Source organism: Pseudomonas sp. DWP3-1-2, from assembly GCF_049896285.1.
GTDB lineage: Bacteria > Pseudomonadota > Gammaproteobacteria > Pseudomonadales > Pseudomonadaceae > Aquipseudomonas.
Window position 1 is genome coordinate 230813 of sequence record NZ_JAFCTZ010000005.1, and the last position, 17466, is coordinate 248278.

The 17466-nt window shown below is 59.7% G+C and carries 20 protein-coding genes; 2 read left to right on the forward strand and 18 right to left on the reverse strand.

Annotated elements, in window-relative coordinates; all coding sequences use genetic code 11:
• Position 1: 1 nt before the first annotated feature.
• The 5 genes from ccmE to ccmA form a co-directional block, all read right to left on the reverse strand.
• Positions 2–469, reverse strand: a complete 468-nt coding sequence (ccmE, locus tag ACP7B0_RS14470) for a cytochrome c maturation protein CcmE (RefSeq protein WP_426142089.1) — start codon at positions 467–469, stop codon at positions 2–4.
• A complete protein-coding gene (gene ccmD, locus ACP7B0_RS14475) occupies positions 466–642 on the reverse strand; it encodes a heme exporter protein CcmD (RefSeq protein WP_426142090.1) in 177 nt (58 codons plus the stop codon). Before ccmD ends, ccmE begins: the two co-directional genes overlap by 4 nt.
• Positions 639–1451, reverse strand: a complete 813-nt coding sequence (locus ACP7B0_RS14480; protein WP_426142091.1) for a heme ABC transporter permease — start codon at positions 1449–1451, stop codon at positions 639–641. Before ACP7B0_RS14480 ends, ccmD begins: the two co-directional genes overlap by 4 nt.
• A 72-nt stretch (positions 1452–1523) precedes the next feature.
• On the reverse strand, positions 1524–2195 hold the full coding sequence (gene ccmB / locus ACP7B0_RS14485; protein WP_331148836.1) for a heme exporter protein CcmB: 672 nt from the start codon (positions 2193–2195) through the stop codon (positions 1524–1526).
• Positions 2192–2833 (reverse strand): cytochrome c biogenesis heme-transporting ATPase CcmA, encoded by a 642-nt coding sequence (gene ccmA / locus ACP7B0_RS14490; RefSeq protein WP_426142092.1) that lies wholly within the window; start codon positions 2831–2833, stop codon positions 2192–2194. Before ccmA ends, ccmB begins: the two co-directional genes overlap by 4 nt.
• A 198-nt stretch (positions 2834–3031) precedes the next feature.
• On the opposite strand from ccmA, the gene ACP7B0_RS14495 reads away from it, so the two are divergent.
• Together ACP7B0_RS14495 and ACP7B0_RS14500 are read left to right on the forward strand one after the other, a co-directional pair.
• On the forward strand, positions 3032–4675 hold the full coding sequence (locus ACP7B0_RS14495; RefSeq protein ID WP_426142093.1) for a flagellar hook-length control protein FliK: 1644 nt from the start codon (positions 3032–3034) through the stop codon (positions 4673–4675).
• Positions 4675–4998, forward strand: a complete 324-nt coding sequence (locus tag ACP7B0_RS14500; protein WP_426142094.1) for an EscU/YscU/HrcU family type III secretion system export apparatus switch protein — start codon at positions 4675–4677, stop codon at positions 4996–4998. Before ACP7B0_RS14495 ends, ACP7B0_RS14500 begins: the two co-directional genes overlap by 1 nt.
• 86 nt (positions 4999–5084) lie before the next feature.
• Here ACP7B0_RS14500 and ACP7B0_RS14505 read toward each other — a convergent pair whose 3' ends face one another.
• The 13 genes from ACP7B0_RS14505 to flhF form a co-directional block, all read right to left on the reverse strand.
• The gene (locus ACP7B0_RS14505; RefSeq protein WP_426142095.1) at positions 5085–5486 is read right to left on the reverse strand and encodes a DUF2802 domain-containing protein; all 402 of its coding nucleotides are present in this window, start codon (positions 5484–5486) and stop codon (positions 5085–5087) included.
• The gene (locus ACP7B0_RS14510) at positions 5487–5966 is read right to left on the reverse strand and encodes a chemotaxis protein CheW (RefSeq protein WP_426142096.1); all 480 of its coding nucleotides are present in this window, start codon (positions 5964–5966) and stop codon (positions 5487–5489) included.
• Positions 5967–6023: 57 nt separating this feature from the next.
• On the reverse strand, positions 6024–6875 hold the full coding sequence (locus ACP7B0_RS14515; protein WP_426142097.1) for a CheW domain-containing protein: 852 nt from the start codon (positions 6873–6875) through the stop codon (positions 6024–6026).
• 114 nt (positions 6876–6989) lie between these two features.
• On the reverse strand, positions 6990–7778 hold the full coding sequence (locus tag ACP7B0_RS14520) for a ParA family protein (protein WP_426142098.1): 789 nt from the start codon (positions 7776–7778) through the stop codon (positions 6990–6992).
• A 43-nt stretch (positions 7779–7821) separates the two neighbouring features.
• A complete protein-coding gene (gene motD, locus ACP7B0_RS14525; RefSeq protein ID WP_426142099.1) occupies positions 7822–8712 on the reverse strand; it encodes a flagellar motor protein MotD in 891 nt (296 codons plus the stop codon).
• 6 nt (positions 8713–8718) lie between these two features.
• Positions 8719–9459 carry a flagellar motor protein gene (locus ACP7B0_RS14530; protein ID WP_426142100.1) on the reverse strand — a complete coding sequence of 247 codons (741 nt, stop codon included), beginning with the start codon at positions 9457–9459 and terminating at the stop codon, positions 8719–8721.
• Positions 9459–10598, reverse strand: coding sequence for a protein-glutamate methylesterase/protein-glutamine glutaminase (locus ACP7B0_RS14535; RefSeq protein ID WP_426142101.1), 1140 nt, complete (start codon positions 10596–10598; stop codon positions 9459–9461). The genes ACP7B0_RS14530 and ACP7B0_RS14535 overlap by 1 nt, the downstream gene beginning before the upstream one ends.
• Positions 10599–10649: 51 nt before the next feature.
• Entirely contained in the window at positions 10650–12938 is a 2289-nt protein-coding gene (locus ACP7B0_RS14540; protein ID WP_426142102.1) for a chemotaxis protein CheA, read from the reverse strand.
• 33 nt (positions 12939–12971) lie between these two features.
• Positions 12972–13760: a protein phosphatase CheZ gene (locus ACP7B0_RS14545; RefSeq protein WP_426142103.1), complete on the reverse strand. Its 789-nt coding sequence runs from the start codon at positions 13758–13760 to the stop codon at positions 12972–12974.
• 19 nt (positions 13761–13779) lie between these two features.
• Positions 13780–14154, reverse strand: coding sequence for a chemotaxis response regulator CheY (locus tag ACP7B0_RS14550; protein WP_426142104.1), 375 nt, complete (start codon positions 14152–14154; stop codon positions 13780–13782).
• A 291-nt stretch (positions 14155–14445) separates the two neighbouring features.
• Complete coding sequence (fliA, locus tag ACP7B0_RS14555) at positions 14446–15186, reverse strand: RNA polymerase sigma factor FliA (RefSeq protein ID WP_426142105.1); 741 nt, start codon at positions 15184–15186, stop codon at positions 14446–14448.
• Positions 15183–16016: a flagellar synthesis regulator FleN gene (fleN, locus tag ACP7B0_RS14560; RefSeq protein ID WP_020294161.1), complete on the reverse strand. Its 834-nt coding sequence runs from the start codon at positions 16014–16016 to the stop codon at positions 15183–15185. Before fleN ends, fliA begins: the two co-directional genes overlap by 4 nt.
• Before the next feature lie 115 nt (positions 16017–16131).
• On the reverse strand, positions 16132–17460 hold the full coding sequence (gene flhF / locus ACP7B0_RS14565; protein WP_426142106.1) for a flagellar biosynthesis protein FlhF: 1329 nt from the start codon (positions 17458–17460) through the stop codon (positions 16132–16134).
• Positions 17461–17466: the final 6 nt, after the last annotated feature.

Consider the following 17466-nt stretch of genomic DNA (forward strand, 5'->3'; position numbering starts at 1 on the left):
GTCAACCCTGTTTGGAAGGTGAGGAAGGCGTAACAGGCGCTGCCTGACCGCTCTCCTGGAGCGCCTTGGTGACTTCAGGCGGCATGTACTTCTCGTCATGTTTGGCCAGCACTTCGTCGGCAACCACTACGCCATCGGCGTTGAGCTTGCCCAGGGCGACGATGCCCTGCCCTTCCCGAAACAGATCCGGAAGGATACCGCGATAGGTGATGGTCACCGACTTGTTGAAATCGGTGACCACAAACCGGACATCCAGCGAATCGGCGGAACGTTGCAACGACCCCGCCTGCACCATGCCGCCAGCACGAATGCGCGTGTCATGAGGGGCTTCGCCATTGGCGATCTGGGTCGGGGTATAGAACAGGTTGATGTTTTCCTTCAAGGCACTCAGCGCCAGGGTAACGGCAATACCGACCCCGGCCAGTATCGCGACGATGATCAACAGACGCTTTCTACGCAGCGGATTCACTTCTGGCTCTCCCGGCGCAAACGACGCGCCTCTTGTTGCAGGTAACGTCGACGCGCCAGCACGGGCAGCGCCACGTTCATGGCGAGTACCCACAGGCAAATGCCATAGGCCGACCACACGTACAGACCATGATGCCCCATGGCCAGGAATTCACCGAATGAAGCAAAACTCATTGTGCGCGTCCTTTGCCGGCTGATTGCCCCAGGGATTTGAGGACCTCTGCCTGGGCCCAACTGGTACGCCCCTCGCGTTTGAGCACTTCAAGACGCATGCGCATCAGCACCACCGCACCAAAGAAGCAGTAGAAACCCAGCACCGTGAACAACAGTGGCAGCCACATTTCGGCAGGCATCGCCGGTTTTTCGGTAAGACTGAACGTGACGCCCTGATGCAGGGTGTTCCACCACTCCACCGAGTACTTGATGATCGGAATATTGATGACCCCGACAATCGCCAGCACCGCGCAGGCCTTGGCGGCACTGTCACGATTACTGATCGCGTTGCCCAGGGCAATAAGACCGAAGTACAGAAACAGCAGGATCAGCATGGACGTAAGGCGTGCATCCCAGACCCACCACGAACCCCAGGTGGGTTTGCCCCAGATCGCACCGGTGACCAACGCCAAAGCGGTCATCCACGCCCCGATGGGCGCCGCGCTTTGCAGGGCCACGTCGGCAATCTTCATTTTCCAGACCAGCCCGACCACGCCACAGACCGCCAGCATGACGTAGCAGGACTGGGCGAGCATGGCCGAAGGCACATGGATATAAATGATGCGAAAGCTGTTGCCTTGCTGGTAATCCGGAGGCGCGAAAGCCAGGCCCCAGACCACGCCGATACTGATGAAAAGCACCGCCGCGATGCTCAACCAGGGCAGCAGACGCCCGCTGATGCCATAGAACCATTTCGGTGAGCCGAGTTTATGGAACCAGGCCCAACTCACCGCGCTTTTAGCGCTGTTTTTCGTCACGCTGCCTTTCATCAAGCCGCCTTTGTTCACGGTGTAGCTCGGGTTTTTACTGACAGACCGGATGCCGGGCCGTCAGAACCTCAATTATTCGCCGACACTGATCTTCAGGCCAGCCGCTATTGCAAAAGGTGTCAGGGTTACCGCCAGGGCGGTCAGGCTGCCAAGCCAGAGCAGGTAACCCGTCGCCGGCATGCCTTGGAGGGCAGCCTGCAAGGCGCCGCTGCCCAGGATCAACACCGGGATATACAAGGGCAGAATCAACAGCGCCAGCAACAGGCCGCCGCGTTTCAGCCCCACCGTCAACGCCGCGCCCACTGCACCCAGCAGGCTCAGCACCGGCGTGCCCAGCAACAATGAAAACAACAGCACCGGCAGGCACTGGCTGGGCAGCCCGAGCATCAACGCCAGCAGTGGCGCCAACAATACCAGTGCCAGCCCTGAAAAAGCCCAGTGTGCCAGCACTTTGGCTAAAACCAGAAGGGCCAGGGGGTGCGACGAAAGGACCCACTGTTCAAGGGAACCGTCCTCGAAATCGCTGCGAAACAGCCCGTCCAGCGAGAGCAGGACGGACAATAGCGCCGCTACCCACACCAACCCCGGCGACAAGGTTTGCAACAATTGAGTCTCCGGTCCGACCGCCAGGGGAAACAGGGCGATGACTATCGCGAAGAACACCAGAGGGTTGGCCAACTCCGCAGGACGGCGGAACAACAGCCGCGCCTCGCGCGCGACGAGCAGGGTAAACACATGACTCATACGGACCACTGCCCCAGATCAATATCTCGATAACCTATCGGCGTGCGCGTCAGGGTGTGGTGGGTCGTCAGGACGATCATCCCGCCGCGCTCGCAATGTTCGGCCAGATGTTGTTCAAGCTGCGCAACGCCTTGTTTATCCAGGGCGGTAAAGGGTTCGTCGAGGATCCAGATCGGTGGACTGTCCAGATACAGCCGGGCCAATGCAACACGCCGCTGCTGACCGGCCGAAAGCGTGTGACAGGGTACATCTTCGAAACCGCGCAGACCGACCGCTTCCAGCGCCTGCCAGATGTCGGCGGGTGCGGCAGGACGGTGCAAGGCGCAAAGCCAGGCGAGATTTTCTACCGGGGTCAGCAAGTCCTTGATCCCGGCAGCATGACCGATCCACAGCAGATTGCGCGCCAGCTCGGTACGCTGACCGGCCAACGGCTGACCATTGATCAGGATATCGCCACAGGTGGGCTGCATCAGGCCGGACAGCAAACGCAAAAGGCTGGTCTTACCGCTGCCGTTGGGACCGCTGATCTGCAGCATGTCGCCAGCGGCCAGGGACAGCTCCATGTGCTCGAACAGCATTCGCCAGTCACGTTCACAGGCCAGGTCGACGGCCTGCAATACAGGGGTAAAACGAGTCATTGATGATTCCCAGCGCTGCGTTGTCGCCTCAAAACGCGCCAGACAGGCGCAGGCCGAAGAAATGGGTGTTCAAGTCGGCGTTGAAACGGCCGTTATATTGATACACATTCGTAGCATTGGCGGCCCGGTCGCGACCGGGCGGCATTATACATGGCATGTCCCGGTACAAGAGGGCAATTTCAACAAGGTCACGATTACATGACAGGTGATATCACCAGCCTCCAGCCGACGACTGCTGCTACTGCTTTGGTTCGCGCGGGCCTTTCTTCGGCACAAGTCCTGACCCTGCTGCAACCGATGGAAAACCTTCTGCCCGCGGGCGAAACCGTCGAAGCGCAAGTGGTGACACTCAAACAGCTGAGCCAAAGCTTCCAGTTGTTGCTTTCCGTGGCCACCCGTAACGGCGGCCAGACCAGCGTTCAGGTTGAAAGCGCCCTGCCCTTCACCCCAGGCACCAGCCTGTCGGTGGCGCAAGCATCCTCCAATTCCCTGACGCTGACCTTGCAGCAGATCAATACCGCGCTCAATAACGCTCAAACCAGCATCGACACCCGGCAATTGCCGGTGGGTACCCTGCTGCAAGGCAGGGTCTTGACCTCCCAGGTGGTCAGCGACGCGCAGGGACAACTGAGTGGCCAGACGGCCAGCTCGCCCAATGCTCAACCCGGCGCACAGTTGCCCGTCCAACCGGCGCTGTACCGCTCCATGGTGCTGCTGCTCAATACAGCCCTGGCGGGCACGACCCTGACGATTGAAAGCACTCAGCCGCTGAGCACCGGCACGCTGTTGAGCGCTCAGGTTCAGGGGCGCCAGGCGTTGAGTTTCGTCCCTCTGCCCAACCGCCTGGATCAGCTTGCGTTGAGCCAGCAGCTCACGACCCAGCAAAACCGTCAGGGTTCGCTGGATGTACTGATCAATGCTCTGCGCAACCTGCCCCCCTCAAGCCCGGCCAACTCCGCGCCGTTGCAAGCGAGCATTAATCAGTTGTTGGCGGACCTGCCAGACATCGAGCAAATGACCAGCCCCAAGACCGTCGCCCAGGCCATCAATGCCAGCGGCCTGTTTATGGAGGCCAAGTTGCTGACCGGCTTGAACCCCATGGCGGGTCCGGACCTGAAAGCCAATCTGATGCGCGTAATCCAGCAGATACTGCCCGGCTTGCCCGGCGGCCCGGGTTATGACGCCGCAGCGGCCTCCAATACGCTCACGCGCTCCATGCCCGGCGTACTGCGCAGCGTGTTGGGCACCATGGGGCTGATGGCCGCTCCAGCGCTGCCGATTCACTTCCCGTTGCCTTCGCGCTCCGTGAAAGGTGGCGGCAAGGAAGACGATCTGGAGATATTGCTCAAGCTGGCGGCAGCGGCGGTCTCGCGGCTGCAAAGCCATCAGTTGGGCGGGCTGGAGCAGACGCGCACCACCGCAGAGGGTTCACAACTGACCACGTGGCAGTTGGAAATCCCCATGCGCAATGCTCACGACATCGTGCCGCTGCAAGTCAAAGTGCAGCGCGAAGAGAAACCTGAAGAAGACAAGGCCACGGACAGAGACGAAGGCGAAACCGCCGAAAAGAGAGAGCAAGTCTGGAAGATCGACCTGGCTTTCGATCTGGAACCCTTGGGGCCCCTGCAAGTGCAGGCGCAATTGATTCGCGGCAATCTGTCGAGCCAACTGTGGGCCGAGCGGGCCGACAGCGCTGCATTGATCGGCCGAGAATTGAATCACCTGCGCGAGCGGCTGGTGGCGAGTGGATTAACGGTCGGGGAACTGGCCTGTCACCAAGGCACACCCCCTCAAGGTGCGCGCACCACCCTCGAACGACGCTGGATAGACGAGAACGCCTGATGAGCTCACCTGAAAACGCCCCGCGCCAGGCCATCGCACTCAGCTATGACGGCCAGCACACCCCCACACTGAGCGCAAAGGGGGACGACCAACTGGCCGAAGCCATACTCGCTATTGCGCGGCAGTACGAAGTGCCGATCTATGAGAACGCGGAGCTGGTCAAGCTGCTGGCGCGCATGGAACTGGGCGACAGTATTCCCGAACCGCTGTACCGCACGATTGCCGAGATCATTGCCTTTGCGTGGCATTTGAAGGGTAAGTTCCCGGAAGGCCGGGACCCGAATGCGCCGCCGGTGGAGCGGGATATCACGCCGAAGTGGTAAAGACCTGCGGGTGGCAAGTTGCTGTCCGCTGGAACGCCGCCCGTTCGCTTCAACAGATCAACGGATCAACGGATCAACGACAACGATCAGCCCTGATGACTGCCATGCAGCTTGGTCATCAACTGCGCTTCAGCCTGGGTCAGACCGCACGCCTGGGTGAGTTCATCGATGCTGGCGCCCATCCCCACCAGGCGCGCAGCCTGGGCGAAGGACAAACTGGAGGGGTCGCGCTGTTCAAGCGCGGTGAGCTTGTCGGGCAACGGCCCGACAATCGCCCGTAACTCGTGCAGGGCTTCCCCCATCTTCACCGTGCCGTTCTGGAAATTATCCACGCGCCTGGCCAGATCCCGAAAGCGCTGGTCGCGTAACGTATCGGCCTCTTCGCGCTTGAGATCCAGCTGACGCTGGCGCTTGGTGTGCGCCAGAAGCATCCCCAGGGTCACGACCCAGAGAATGCCCAGAACAATGACGGCTACCTCAACAATCAATCAGATACTCTCCAGCTCGGACCACTCTTCTTCGGACATCATTTTGTCCAGTTCGACCAGGATCAACAGCTCGCCGTTCTTGTTGCAAACGCCTTGAATGAACTTGGCGGATTCGTCGTTACCCACGTTTGGCGCTGTTTCAACTTCCGACTGACGCAAGTAGACCACTTCAGCGACGCTGTCCACCAGAATACCGACCACCTGCTTGTCAGCTTCGATGATCACGACCCGGGTGTTGTCACTGACTTCTACCGGCGGCAGGCCAAAACGCTGGCGGGTATCAATGACCGTGACCACGTTACCCCGCAGGTTGATAATGCCCAGCACGTAGCTCGGCGCACCCGGTACGGGAGCAATTTCGGTGTAACGCAGCACTTCCTGCACCTGCATCACGTTGATGCCGTACGTCTCGTTATCCAGGCGGAAGGTTACCCATTGCAGAATAGGATCTTCGGAACCTTGTGCGGACGACTTCTTCATAACCCTAACCCCTCACGTGTGTGCTGTGCAGGCGACGTTCTTACGTCACCCCTATGATTATTTGATTTTTTGCATCTGCTTGACCGCACCACTGGCAATCAGCTCAGCCAACTCCGAAACGTCCAGCAACGCGCACATGTGTTCGATCACCGTACCCGCCAACCAAGGGCGCTGGCCACGCTGGCTGCGCCATTTGATCTCGCTTGGATCAAGGCGCAGCGAGCGGCTGACCTGATGCACCGCCAACCCCCACTCATAACCTTGAACCGAAATCACGTACTGCAAGCCTTCACGGAAATCGTCGCGATAGCGATCAGGCATGATCCAGCGCGCCGTATCCAATACCTTCAAGTTGCCACCCTGGCTGGGCAGGATGCCGAGGAACCAGTCCGGCTGACCGAACAGCGGTGTCAGATCATGGCCGGCCAAAGGGTAAATCGACCCCAGACACACCAACGGCACCGCCAGCGTCAACCCGGCCACATCGAACAACAGGCACTCGAATGGCTCCTCTGCCCAGGCAGGTCGCCCATCAGTGGTAGGCGGTGGCGTGGGCGTGCGTTGTGCCGAGGGCAAGTACACCTCGGCCACGGACTCAACCCGTGCAACCGTCGGGACCACTGTTTCTTGCGTAACCTCCACCACCGCGGTGTCGACCCGCACCTCTATCGGCGCAGCGACAGGAACGGCGACCGCCACTGGCGCAGGCGCCGCGACAGCCACCGCAATCGGTGTGGCCAGGGCCAGCATACGGGCGTCGTAAGCCTGCTCCTCTAGCACCGCCGCTTCGAATTCATCGATGCTGGACAGCTCGGGCAATTCTTCAGTGGCGTCCTGAAGCAGCGCGTCCAGATAAGACTGCAGCGCCAGTTGCGGTCGTGTTGCGATCTCTACAGGCCGGTGGTTCATACGGGTGCCACACAATGAATGACGCGATTACCGCTTGAATAAGTTATCGGCCGCGATGACGTCCGACTTGAATGCTTCTGCGCATTGCACGAAAAGAATGAGTAACGGCCCACGTCAGGCCACCTGCGTCATGAGCTGTTCGGACAGCAGATGCTTGAGCAGCGCCCGATAGGCCAGAACTGCACGGCTCTTGTTGTCGAACTGCGAAGGCGTGACGCCCGCTCGGCTGGCATCGCGCAGACGCGTGTCGACAGGCACGTACGCTCTCCAGACATGCTCGGGAAAGCTGTCGCGCAGCAGTTTGAGGGTGCCCATCGAGGCTTGGGTACGGCGGTCGAACAAGGTCGGCACGATGGTGTACGGCAGCGGCGTCTTGCGTGAACGGTTGATCATCGTCAGGGTGTTGACCATGCGTTCCAGGCCTTTGACGGCGAGAAACTCGGTCTGTACCGGAACCACCAACTGCTGGCTTGCCGCCAGCGCATTGACCATCAGCACGCCCAGCAGCGGTGGGCTGTCAATCAATGCGTAATCAAAATCCTGCCACAACTGCGCGAGGCTTTTGGCTATCACCAGCCCCAGTCCATTCTGCCCGGGCGACTGACGCTCCAGCGTGGCCAGCGCAGTGCTCGACGGCAGCAGCGAGATGCGCTCGTCACTGGTGGGCAACAGCAGTTGACCGGGAAGGCCCTCGGTGATGGCGCCTTTATTCACGAACAGATCGAAAACACTGTGCTCCAGGGCATCGGGGTCATGCCCGAAATAACTGGTCATCGAGCCATGAGGGTCCAGATCGACAACGACCACGCGTTTGCCCGCCTCAGCCAGCAAGCCGGCTAACGCGATGGTGGTGGTGGTCTTACCGACGCCACCTTTTTGATTGGCTACTGCCCAGACTCTCATTGTTTTTTTCCTCCCGCCATGGCGATGGCCATAACGAGAATGACTAAGGGGCGGGTGACGAAGAATTGACGGTATTGCTGCGCACCGCTGGTTTGACTGGCGTGGCTGCAGTTTGTGTGCCAGCACGACGCATTGCGGCATCCGGTTGTGCGCTGGCCGCCGTACCGGTCGCGGTCAGGCTGCGCCGCACCTCCAGGTTACGGGAGATCACCAGCACGACCCGACGGTTGCGCCCTCGCCCTTCGGCCGTCGCGTTGGACGCCACAGGCTGGAATTCGCCGTACCCCACTGACGCCATGCGTGCCGGATTGATACCGTCCATGGCCAGCATCCGCACGATACTCGCTGATCGTGCGGACGACAGCTCCCAGTTGGTCGGGTACTGGGCGGTGCTGATGGGTTGGTCATCGGTGAAGCCTTCGACATGGATCGGGTTGTCGAACGGCTTGATAATCTTCGCGACTTTCTCAATGATCGCAAAAGCCTTGTCACTGGGCATGGCGTCTCCGCTGCCGAACAAGAGGCTGGAATTGAGCTCGACTTCGATCCACAGTTCGTTGCCGCGCACCGTCATTTGATCGGACTTGATCAAATCGCCGAACGCGTCGCGCACATCATTGGCAATGGCCTGGAGCGGATCGGAGGAGGTCTGGGCAATGCCGGCATCCGTCTCCTCGCTGTCCTTGACCAGCGGCTGAACGGGTTTGGTTGTCACCGGCCGTGGCTCCCCGATGGGAATAGGCTTGGCGCTGCGATCAGTCTCGTTGAACACACCCACCAGCGCCTCGGAGAGGATTTTGTACTTGCCTTCGTTCAACGACGAAATCGAGTACATCACCACAAAGAACGCAAACAGCAAGGTGATGAAGTCCGCGTAGGACACCAGCCACCGCTCGTGATTTTCATGTTCTTCCGGCTGACGACGGCGGGCCATAGCGCATTACTCCATGAAGCCTTGCAGCTTGAGTTCAATGGAGCGCGGGTTTTCACCTTCGGCGATGGACAACAGGCCTTCCAGCAGCATTTCCCGATAACGCGACTGCCGCAACGCAATCCCTTTGAGCTTGCTGGCAATCGGTAACAGGATCAGGTTGGCCGAAGCGACGCCATAGATGGTGGCGACGAACGCCACGGCAATACCACTGCCCAACTGACTGGGGTCCGCCAGGTTGCCCATGACGTGGATCAACCCCATCACAGCGCCGATGATCCCGACGGTAGGCGCGTAGCCGCCCATGCTTTCAAACACTTTGGCCGCCTGGATATCGCGGGTTTCCTGGGTGATGAAATCCACCTCCAGAATACTGCGAATCGCCTGGGGTTCCGCGCCATCCACCAACAACTGCAGACCTTTGCGCGAATAGGCGTCAGGTTCCGTATCAGCCACCGACTCCAGGCCAAGCAGCCCTTCCTTGCGTGCGGTGAGGCTCCAGTTGACGACTCGGTCGATTCCGCCCGCCAGATCGATACGCGGGGGAAACAGAATCCAGCGGACAATTTGAATGGCGCGCATGAACGCGCTCATGGGCGACTGAAGCATCGAGGCGCCCAGCGTGCCGCCCAGCACAATCAACGCCGCCGGACCATTGACCAACGCGCCAAGGTGCCCGCCTTCAAGAAAATTGCCGCCAATGATTGCCACAAATGCGAGGGTCAGGCCGATCAGACTCAACACATCCATCAGATGCACGCCTCGACCAGATGCCTGCCAATATCGTCCAGGCTGTACACCGCATCCGCCAGATTGGCTTTGACAATGGCCATGGGCATCCCGTAGATCACGCAACTGGCTTCGTCCTGAGCCCAGATATGACTGCCGCCCTGTTTGAGCAGGCGGGCACCCTCACGACCGTCCGCACCCATGCCGGTCAGCACCACGGCCAACACCTTGTCGCCATAGGACTTGGCCGCCGAGCCAAAGGTGATATCCACGCAAGGCTTGTAATTGAGACGCTCATCCCCCGGCAGGATTTTCACCGCGCCCCGGCCGTCGATCATCATCTGCTTGCCACCGGGCGCCAACAGGGCCAGACCAGGACGCAACATATCGCCGTCCTCCGCTTCCTTGACGTTTATCCGGCACAGCTTGTCCAGACGCTCGGCAAATGCCTTGGTGAAGGCAGCGGGCATGTGCTGGATCAGCACAATGGGTGCCGGAAAGTTGGCCGGCAACTGGGTCAGGACTCGCTGCAAGGCAACCGGACCACCCGTGGACGTCCCAATGGCAACCAGCTTGTAGGCCTTGCGCTTGGGCGTCGGCGAGGAAGCCCCGTAGCTGCCTGAACCTGAAGCGGACGGCGCGGGGGTCACTGTCGGTCGCGGTGCGGGACTGCTGCGGGTCGTGGCGGGCGCGCTGTGTGTGCTGGCGGCGGGCGGCGCATAGGCTGCCGGTGCGGGCGCGCTGTAAGCACCCAGGCGACGATTGCTGCGGGAAATGCTGTGCACTTTTTCGCACAGCAGTTGTTTGACCTTCTCGGGATTACGCGAGATGTCTTCGAAATTCTTGGGCAGGAAATCCACCGCGCCAGCATCCAGCGCGTCCAGCGTAACGCGGGCGCCTTCATGGGTCAGCGAGGAGAACATCAATACCGGAGTCGGACTGCGCTGCATGATATGACGCACGGCAGTGATGCCATCCATCATCGGCATTTCGTAGTCCATGGTGATCACATCGGGTTTGAGCGCCAGAGCCTGCTCAATCGCTTCCTTGCCGTTGGTGGCCGTACCGACGACCTGGATGTTGGGGTCCGAAGAAAGGATTTCCGTGACGCGGCGGCGGAAAAAACCGGAATCATCCACCACCAGGACCTTAACTGCCATAAACACTCCGTTAGGCCACGCAGGCGACATGAGTCGCCCACGACACCAGAATCAAATACGCCGTGCGGCGTAACGCTTGAGCATGCTCGGTACATCAAGAATCAAGGCAATGCGACCGTCACCGGTAATAGTGGCGCCCGACATGCCTGGCGTACCTTGCAACATCTTGCCCAGCGGTTTGATCACCACTTCTTCCTGGCCTACCAGTTGATCGACGACAAAACCGATTCGCTGGGTACCGACCGACAGGATCACCACATGGCCTTCGCCCTGCTCTTCGTGAGCCGCCGAGCTGATCAGCCAGCGCTTGAGATAGAACAGCGGCAGTGCCTTGTCCCGCACGATGACCACTTCCTGACCATCGACGACATTGGTGGTCGACAGGTTGAGGTGGAAAATCTCGTTGACGTTGACCAGCGGAAACGCGAACGCCTGGTTGCCGAGCATCACCATCAGCGTCGGCATGATCGCCAGGGTCAACGGGACCTTGATGACAATCTTCGAGCCCTGGCCTTTGGTGGAATAGATATTGATCGAGCCATTGAGCTGGGCGATCTTGGTTTTCACCACGTCCATGCCCACACCACGACCCGACACGTCGGAAATCTCGGTTTTGGTCGAGAAACCCGGGGCGAAAATCAGGTTGTAGCAGTCGCTATCGCTCAGACGGTCAGCAGCATCCTTGTCCATCACCCCGCGTTTTACCGCGATGGCACGCAGGACGTTAGGGTCCATGCCTTTGCCGTCATCCGAAATCGACAACAGGATGTGGTCGCCTTCCTGTTCTGCGGAGAGAATCACGCGACCGCCACGGGACTTGCCCGAAGCCTCGCGCTCTTCCGGGGTCTCGATACCGTGGTCGACCGCGTTGCGCACCAAGTGGACCAGCGGATCGGCAAGGGCCTCGACGAGGTTCTTGTCCAGGTCGGTTTCTTCACCCACCAGTTCCAGGTTGATCTCTTTCTTGAGCTGGCGAGCCAGGTCACGAACCAGTCGCGGGAAGCGGCCGAAGACTTTCTTGATCGGCTGCATGCGGGTTTTCATCACCGCTGTTTGCAGATCAGCCGTTACCACATCCAGGTTGGAAACGGCCTTGGACATGGCCTCGTCGCCGTTATTGAGCCCCAGGCGCACCAGACGGTTACGCACCAGCACCAGTTCGCCGACCATATTCATGATCTCGTCCAGACGCGCCGTGTCGACCCGAACGGTGGTTTCGGCCTCGGAAGCCGGCTTGTCAGGGGCCGCCGCGGCCGGAGCCCTGGCTGGTGCAGGCGCCGCAGCCTTGGCCGGCGCTGGAGCGGGAGCTGGCTTGGCTGCCGCAGCAGGAACATCGGGCTTGGCCGCAGCAGGCGCCGGAGCCGGTTTGGCAGCTACCGCCGCGACGGAGGCCGCCGCTACCGCTTCAGGCTCGAACTTGCCTTTACCGTGCAGTTGATCCAACAGGTCTTCGAATTCGTTGTCGGTGATTTCGTTGCTCGCGGAGGCAGCCGGGCTGGCCGCAGGCGCTGCAACGGCCGCAACAGGCGCGGGCGTTGCCGCCGCACCCGCGTCGAATGAGCCCTTGCCGTGCAACTGATCCAGCAAGGCTTCGAACTCGTCGTCAGTGATTTCGTTGCTGGCCGATGCACCGGCGCTGGCCGCCGGGGCCGAGACCGAAGGGGAAGCAGCGGCGGGAGCCGCAACGGCGTCAGGCGCGAACTGGCCTTTGCCATGCAACTGGTCAAGCAACGATTCAAATTCCTGGTCGCTGATCTCGTCGCTGGCCGATGCAGCGGCGGGCGCTGTGACCGGTACAGGAGGAGCACTGCCGGATTCGGCGGCCTGAGCCTTGACCGCATTGAGCGAGTCCAGCAGCAGTTCGAATTCGTTGTCGGTAATTTCGTCAGACGCAGGTTCGGCGGGAGCCTGTTCGACCGGCGCCGGCGCTGCGGCCGCCTCGTCTGCAGAAGCCGGCTCGGCCAGACGCGCCAGTGCCTCCAGCAACTCAGGCGTGGCTGGCGTGACGTCGGTCCGTTCGCGAACCTGGCTGAACATGCCGTTGACCGCATCCAGCGCTTCAAGGACCACGTCCATCAACTCGGAGTCGACGCGACGTTCGCCCTTGCGCAGGATGTCGAAAACGTTTTCGGCGATATGGCAGCACTCCACCAGCTCATGGAGCTGGAGGAAGCCGGCGCCGCCTTTTACAGTGTGAAAACCGCGAAAAATTGCATTAAGCAAGTCTGCATCATCAGGTCGGCTTTCCAGCTCGACCAGCTGCTCGGACAACTGCTCTAGAATTTCGCCGGCCTCTACCAGAAAATCCTGAAGGATTTCTTCATCGGCGCCGAAGCTCATTGGGGTGCTCCCTAAAATTAACCGTCAACAGACTTAGAAGCCCAGGCTCGATAGCAGATCGTCTACATCGTCCTGTCCGGACACAACGTCTACTCGTTTATCGGCATGAATCTGCGGACCTTCACCCTGAGAGAGACCTTTTTGTGGATCTTTTTCTGCGAGGATGGCTGCATCGTCATGTTCGATGCCTGCGAAGCGATCGACTTGACTGGCCATGAGCACCAATTTGAGCAGATTGCTTTCTACTTCAGTGACCAACTGCGTGACGCGCTTGATGACCTGACCGGTAAGGTCCTGGTAATCCTGAGCCAGCAGAATGTCATTGAGGTGGGTGGCCACCTCATGGGTTTCCTGCTCGCTGCGCGTCAGGAAACCGTCAACCCGTTTGGCCAGCTCACGAAACTCTTCAGCGCCGATTTCACGGCGCATGAAACGTCCCCAGTCCTCGCTCAACGCCTTGGCGTCGGTGCTCAGGCCGTTCATCAGCGGCGTGCTTTGCTCGACCAGATCCATGGTCCGGTTGGCAGCGTTTTCCGTGAGTTTGACAACATACGACAAGCGCTCAGTCGCGTCCGTGATCTGGGACACTTCTTCGGCCTGGGGCATGTTCGGGTCAATCTGGAAATTGACGATTGCACTGTGCAGCTCGCGGGTAAGCTTGCCGACCTCGCGATACAAGCCTCGATCACGAGTCTGGTTCAGCTCATGGATCAATTGCACGGCATCGCCGAAACGGCCTTTTTCGAGGCTCGCTACCAGTTCTGTCGCGTGCTTTTTGAGGGTCGACTCAAAGTCGCCCATTGATGACTCTTTATGCTCCATAGCGCCCTCGCGGCAAACATCAGCTATTGACGCGCTCGAAGATCTTTTCGATCTTTTCTTTCAGCACTTGAGCCGTAAATGGCTTCACAACATAACCGTTAACACCGGCCTGGGCCGCTTCGATGATCTGGTCACGCTTGGCTTCGGCCGTGACCATCAGCACCGGTAGGTGCTTGAGTCGTTCGTCGGCGCGCACCTGGCGCAGCAGGTCGATGCCGGACATGCCAGGCATGTTCCAGTCAGTCACCAGAAAATCAAATGAACCGCTCTGCAACATTGGCAGCGCAGTGATTCCATCATCGGCTTCGGAAGTATTGGTGAATCCCAAATCCCGCAACAGGTTTTTTATGATCCGCCGCATCGTTGAGAAGTCATCAACGATGAGGATTTTCATGTTCTTGTCCAATTCGACCTCCAAGCAGTCTTTAACGCGTTCAGCACCTGAACGCGCTGTTCAATCAATACCGGCACAGCTCACATCGGCTGCACTAAAACGACGACGGGCTTGGTAAATCAACATTCAAGGAACCGGGCAGAAATCGGCGATCGACAGAAAGGCAAAACCCTTCCGACAGCACGCATCACTCACGCAAGACCGGTTCCCGCCTTGTCCATCTCTTCCCAAACAACGCTTTGCACAGCCGGCGTCCACGAACAGCGCATCCACAAGAACGCGCCATACCTGTCAACGCGCTCGCCATTCCCCCAAACGCCCTCGCAAACGAGCTGCGCACTGGCTGTGTAACTGGCTGACTCGCGATTCGCTAACCCCCAGGACCTCACCGATTTCCTTGAGGTTGAGCTCCTCGTCGTAATACAGCGCCAAGACCAGTCGCTCACGCTCCGGAAGATTGGCAATCGCATCCGCCAATGCGGCCTGGAAACGCTCATCTTCCAGATCCCGCGAGGGCTCAAGCGACCCGCTTGCGCCGTCCTCGTGCAGACCTTCATGTTCGCCGTCCTGCAAAAGGTCGTCGAAACTGAACAGCCGGCTGCCCAAGGTATCGTTCAGAATCCCGTAATAATCATCGAGACTCAATTGGAGTTCGGCCGCAACTTCATGATCTTTAGCGTCACGACCCGTTTTAGCTTCAATTGAGCGAATTGCGTCACTGACCATGCGCGTATTGCGGTGAACCGAACGTGGCGCCCAATCCCCTTTACGCACCTCATCAAGCATCGCACCCCGGATACGAATACCCGCATAGGTTTCGAAGCTCGCGCCCTTGGTGCAGTCGTATTTGGTGGAGACCTCAAGCAGCCCGATCATCCCAGCCTGGATCAAGTCTTCGACCTGAACGCTGGCCGGCAGACGCGCCAGCAAGTGATAGGCGATACGCTTGACCAGCGGCGCGTAGCGCTCGATCAGTTCGTACTGCGAGTTCTTGGAAGCTTTGCTGTACATCTGGTAGCCGCTGGCTGTCATTGGACAGGCCCCGCAAATGTCTGGTGGACAAGTCGCTCGACGAAAAACTCAAGATGACCGCGGGGGTTGGCCGGCAACGGCCAGGTGTCGACTTTCTGCGCGATCGCCTTGAAGGCCAGGGAGCATTTGGAGCGCGGGAAGGCTTCATAAACGGCCCGCTGCTTCTGCACAGCCTTGCGCACACACTCATCGTAAGGGACGGCGCCCACGTACTGCAGGGCAACGTCCAGAAAACGGTCTGTCACTTTGGTCAGCTTGGCAAACAGATTGCGACCTTCCTGCGGGCTCTGAGCCATGTTGGCCAGGACGCGGAAGCGGTTCATGCCGTAATCGCGGTTAAGCAGTTTGATCAAGGCGTAGGCGTCAGTGATCGACGTGGGTTCATCGCACACCACCAACAGCACTTCCTGAGCGGCGCGCACGAAGCTCACCACCGATTCGCCAATACCTGCGGCCGTGTCAATGACCAGCACGTCCAGGTTATCGCCGATGTCGCTGAAGGCCTGGATCAGACCGGCATGCTGCGCCGGGGTCAGGTGCACCATGCTCTGGGTACCGGAAGCGGCCGGCACGATGCGGATCCCGCCAGGCCCCTGAAGGAGCACATCGCGCAATTCGCAACGGCCTTCAATCACATCGGCAAGGGTTCGCTTGGGCGTCAGACCCAGCAGCACGTCGACATTGGCCAGGCCAAGGTCGGCGTCCAGCAGCATGACGCGCCGGCCAAGCTCAGCCAAGGCCAGCGATAGATTCACTGACACGTTAGTCTTACCGACGCCACCTTTGCCGCCGGTCACCGCGATCACCTGTACGGGATGCATGCTACCCATGTTTATTCATTACCTTGTCTTGCGTAGACCGAAGCCACATTGGCGGCTGCACGTTCGCTTCGGAACAATGCGTGGCAGACCATCGATGCAGGTAAATTTCAGTAGTTCGTTTCACCTAACCCACCCGCTTGCTTGGGTTGTGGTAAAGGTCGGCGAACATATCCGCCATCGCTTCTTCGCTCGGTTCTTCCTGCATCTGCACATTGACCGCACGGGAGACCAGTTGGTGCCTGCGAGGAAGGTGTAAATCATCAGGAATACGCGGCCCGTCAGTCAGGTAGGCCACGGGAAGTTCATGACTGATCGCCAGACTGAGTACTTCACCCAGGCTCGCGGTTTCGTCCAGCTTGGTCAGGATGCACCCGGCCAGACCGCAACGCTTGTAACTGTGGTAGGCAGCGGTCAGCACTTGCTTCTGACTGGTCGTTGCCAACACCAGGTAATTGCGTGCCTTGATGCCACGCCCGGCCAGACTTTCGAGCTGCATGCGCAGGGCCGGGTCGCTGGCTTGCAGGCCGGCGGTGTCAATCAGCACGACGCGCTTGCGCAGCAGCGGATCCAGGGCCTGAGCCAGAGACTGGCCCGGGTCGACATGGGTCACCGGCACGTTGAGGATGCGGCCCAGCGTCTTGAGCTGTTCCTGGGCACCGATGCGAAAGCTGTCCATGCTGACCAGCGCGATGTTCTGCGCGCCGTACTTCAACACATAGCGCGCCGCCAGTTTGGCCAGCGTGGTCGTCTTGCCCATGCCCGCCGGGCCGACCATGGCGATGACACCCCCTTCTTCCAGCGGTTCGACCTCCGGGGTGGCAATCATCCGTGCCAGGTGGGCCAGCAGCATGCGCCAGGACTGACGAGGCTCTTCTATTTCGCTGACCATCGCCAACAGGTCACGGGACAGCGGACCGGACAAACCGATACGCTGCAGGCGACGCCACAGGTTGGCCTGTTGCGGCCGGCTGCCCTGCAGTTGATTCCAGGCCAGCGAGCCCAACTGGACTTCCAGCAGCTCACGCAGACCGTTGAGTTCAAAGCGCATGTTTTCGTAGGCACGCTGCCCGCCTGCCGGTTCGGCCGGAGCGGTCTGGGCCTGGACAAAAGGACGCGGCGGCTCTTCGAGCGTCGGCTCGATGTGCGTATCAGCGGCGCTGAGTGGCATGCCGGCGAACAACTGACGGTTGACCGAAGGGTCACTGTCGCCACGATTATTCAGCTCGGCCTGGGCAGAGACAATTCGGGATTGGGTCTTACGCAGTTCGTCTTCAAGCTCAATGTTCGGCACCCGAGGGGCCAACGCAGAAAGCTTGTAATCCAGCGCTGCAGTCAGCTCCACGCCACCGGCAATGCGCCGGTTACCGATGATGGCCGCTTCCGCGCCCAGCTCATCTCGAACCAGCTTCATGGCTTGACGCATATCGGCGGCGAAAAATCGCTTAACTTGCATGACTCA

Coding starts and splice junctions, on each gene's coding strand:
- ccmD (WP_426142090.1), bottom strand. CDS start 642: ATGAGTTTTGCTTCATTCGGTGAATTCCTGGCCATGGGGCATCATGGT.
- ACP7B0_RS14480 (WP_426142091.1), bottom strand. CDS start 1,451: ATGAAAGGCAGCGTGACGAAAAACAGCGCTAAAAGCGCGGTGAGTTGG.
- ccmB (WP_331148836.1), bottom strand. CDS start 2,195: ATGAGTCATGTGTTTACCCTGCTCGTCGCGCGCGAGGCGCGGCTGTTG.
- ccmA (WP_426142092.1), bottom strand. CDS start 2,833: ATGACTCGTTTTACCCCTGTATTGCAGGCCGTCGACCTGGCCTGTGAA.
- ACP7B0_RS14495 (WP_426142093.1), top strand. CDS start 3,032: ATGACAGGTGATATCACCAGCCTCCAGCCGACGACTGCTGCTACTGCT.
- ACP7B0_RS14500 (WP_426142094.1), top strand. CDS start 4,675: ATGAGCTCACCTGAAAACGCCCCGCGCCAGGCCATCGCACTCAGCTAT.
- ACP7B0_RS14510 (WP_426142096.1), bottom strand. CDS start 5,966: ATGAAGAAGTCGTCCGCACAAGGTTCCGAAGATCCTATTCTGCAATGG.
- ACP7B0_RS14515 (WP_426142097.1), bottom strand. CDS start 6,875: ATGAACCACCGGCCTGTAGAGATCGCAACACGACCGCAACTGGCGCTG.
- ACP7B0_RS14520 (WP_426142098.1), bottom strand. CDS start 7,778: ATGAGAGTCTGGGCAGTAGCCAATCAAAAAGGTGGCGTCGGTAAGACC.
- motD (WP_426142099.1), bottom strand. CDS start 8,712: ATGGCCCGCCGTCGTCAGCCGGAAGAACATGAAAATCACGAGCGGTGG.
- ACP7B0_RS14530 (WP_426142100.1), bottom strand. CDS start 9,459: ATGGATGTGTTGAGTCTGATCGGCCTGACCCTCGCATTTGTGGCAATC.
- ACP7B0_RS14535 (WP_426142101.1), bottom strand. CDS start 10,598: ATGGCAGTTAAGGTCCTGGTGGTGGATGATTCCGGTTTTTTCCGCCGC.
- ACP7B0_RS14540 (WP_426142102.1), bottom strand. CDS start 12,938: ATGAGCTTCGGCGCCGATGAAGAAATCCTTCAGGATTTTCTGGTAGAG.
- ACP7B0_RS14545 (WP_426142103.1), bottom strand. CDS start 13,760: ATGGAGCATAAAGAGTCATCAATGGGCGACTTTGAGTCGACCCTCAAA.
- ACP7B0_RS14550 (WP_426142104.1), bottom strand. CDS start 14,154: ATGAAAATCCTCATCGTTGATGACTTCTCAACGATGCGGCGGATCATA.
- fliA (WP_426142105.1), bottom strand. CDS start 15,186: ATGACAGCCAGCGGCTACCAGATGTACAGCAAAGCTTCCAAGAACTCG.
- fleN (WP_020294161.1), bottom strand. CDS start 16,016: ATGGGTAGCATGCATCCCGTACAGGTGATCGCGGTGACCGGCGGCAAA.
- flhF (WP_426142106.1), bottom strand. CDS start 17,460: ATGCAAGTTAAGCGATTTTTCGCCGCCGATATGCGTCAAGCCATGAAG.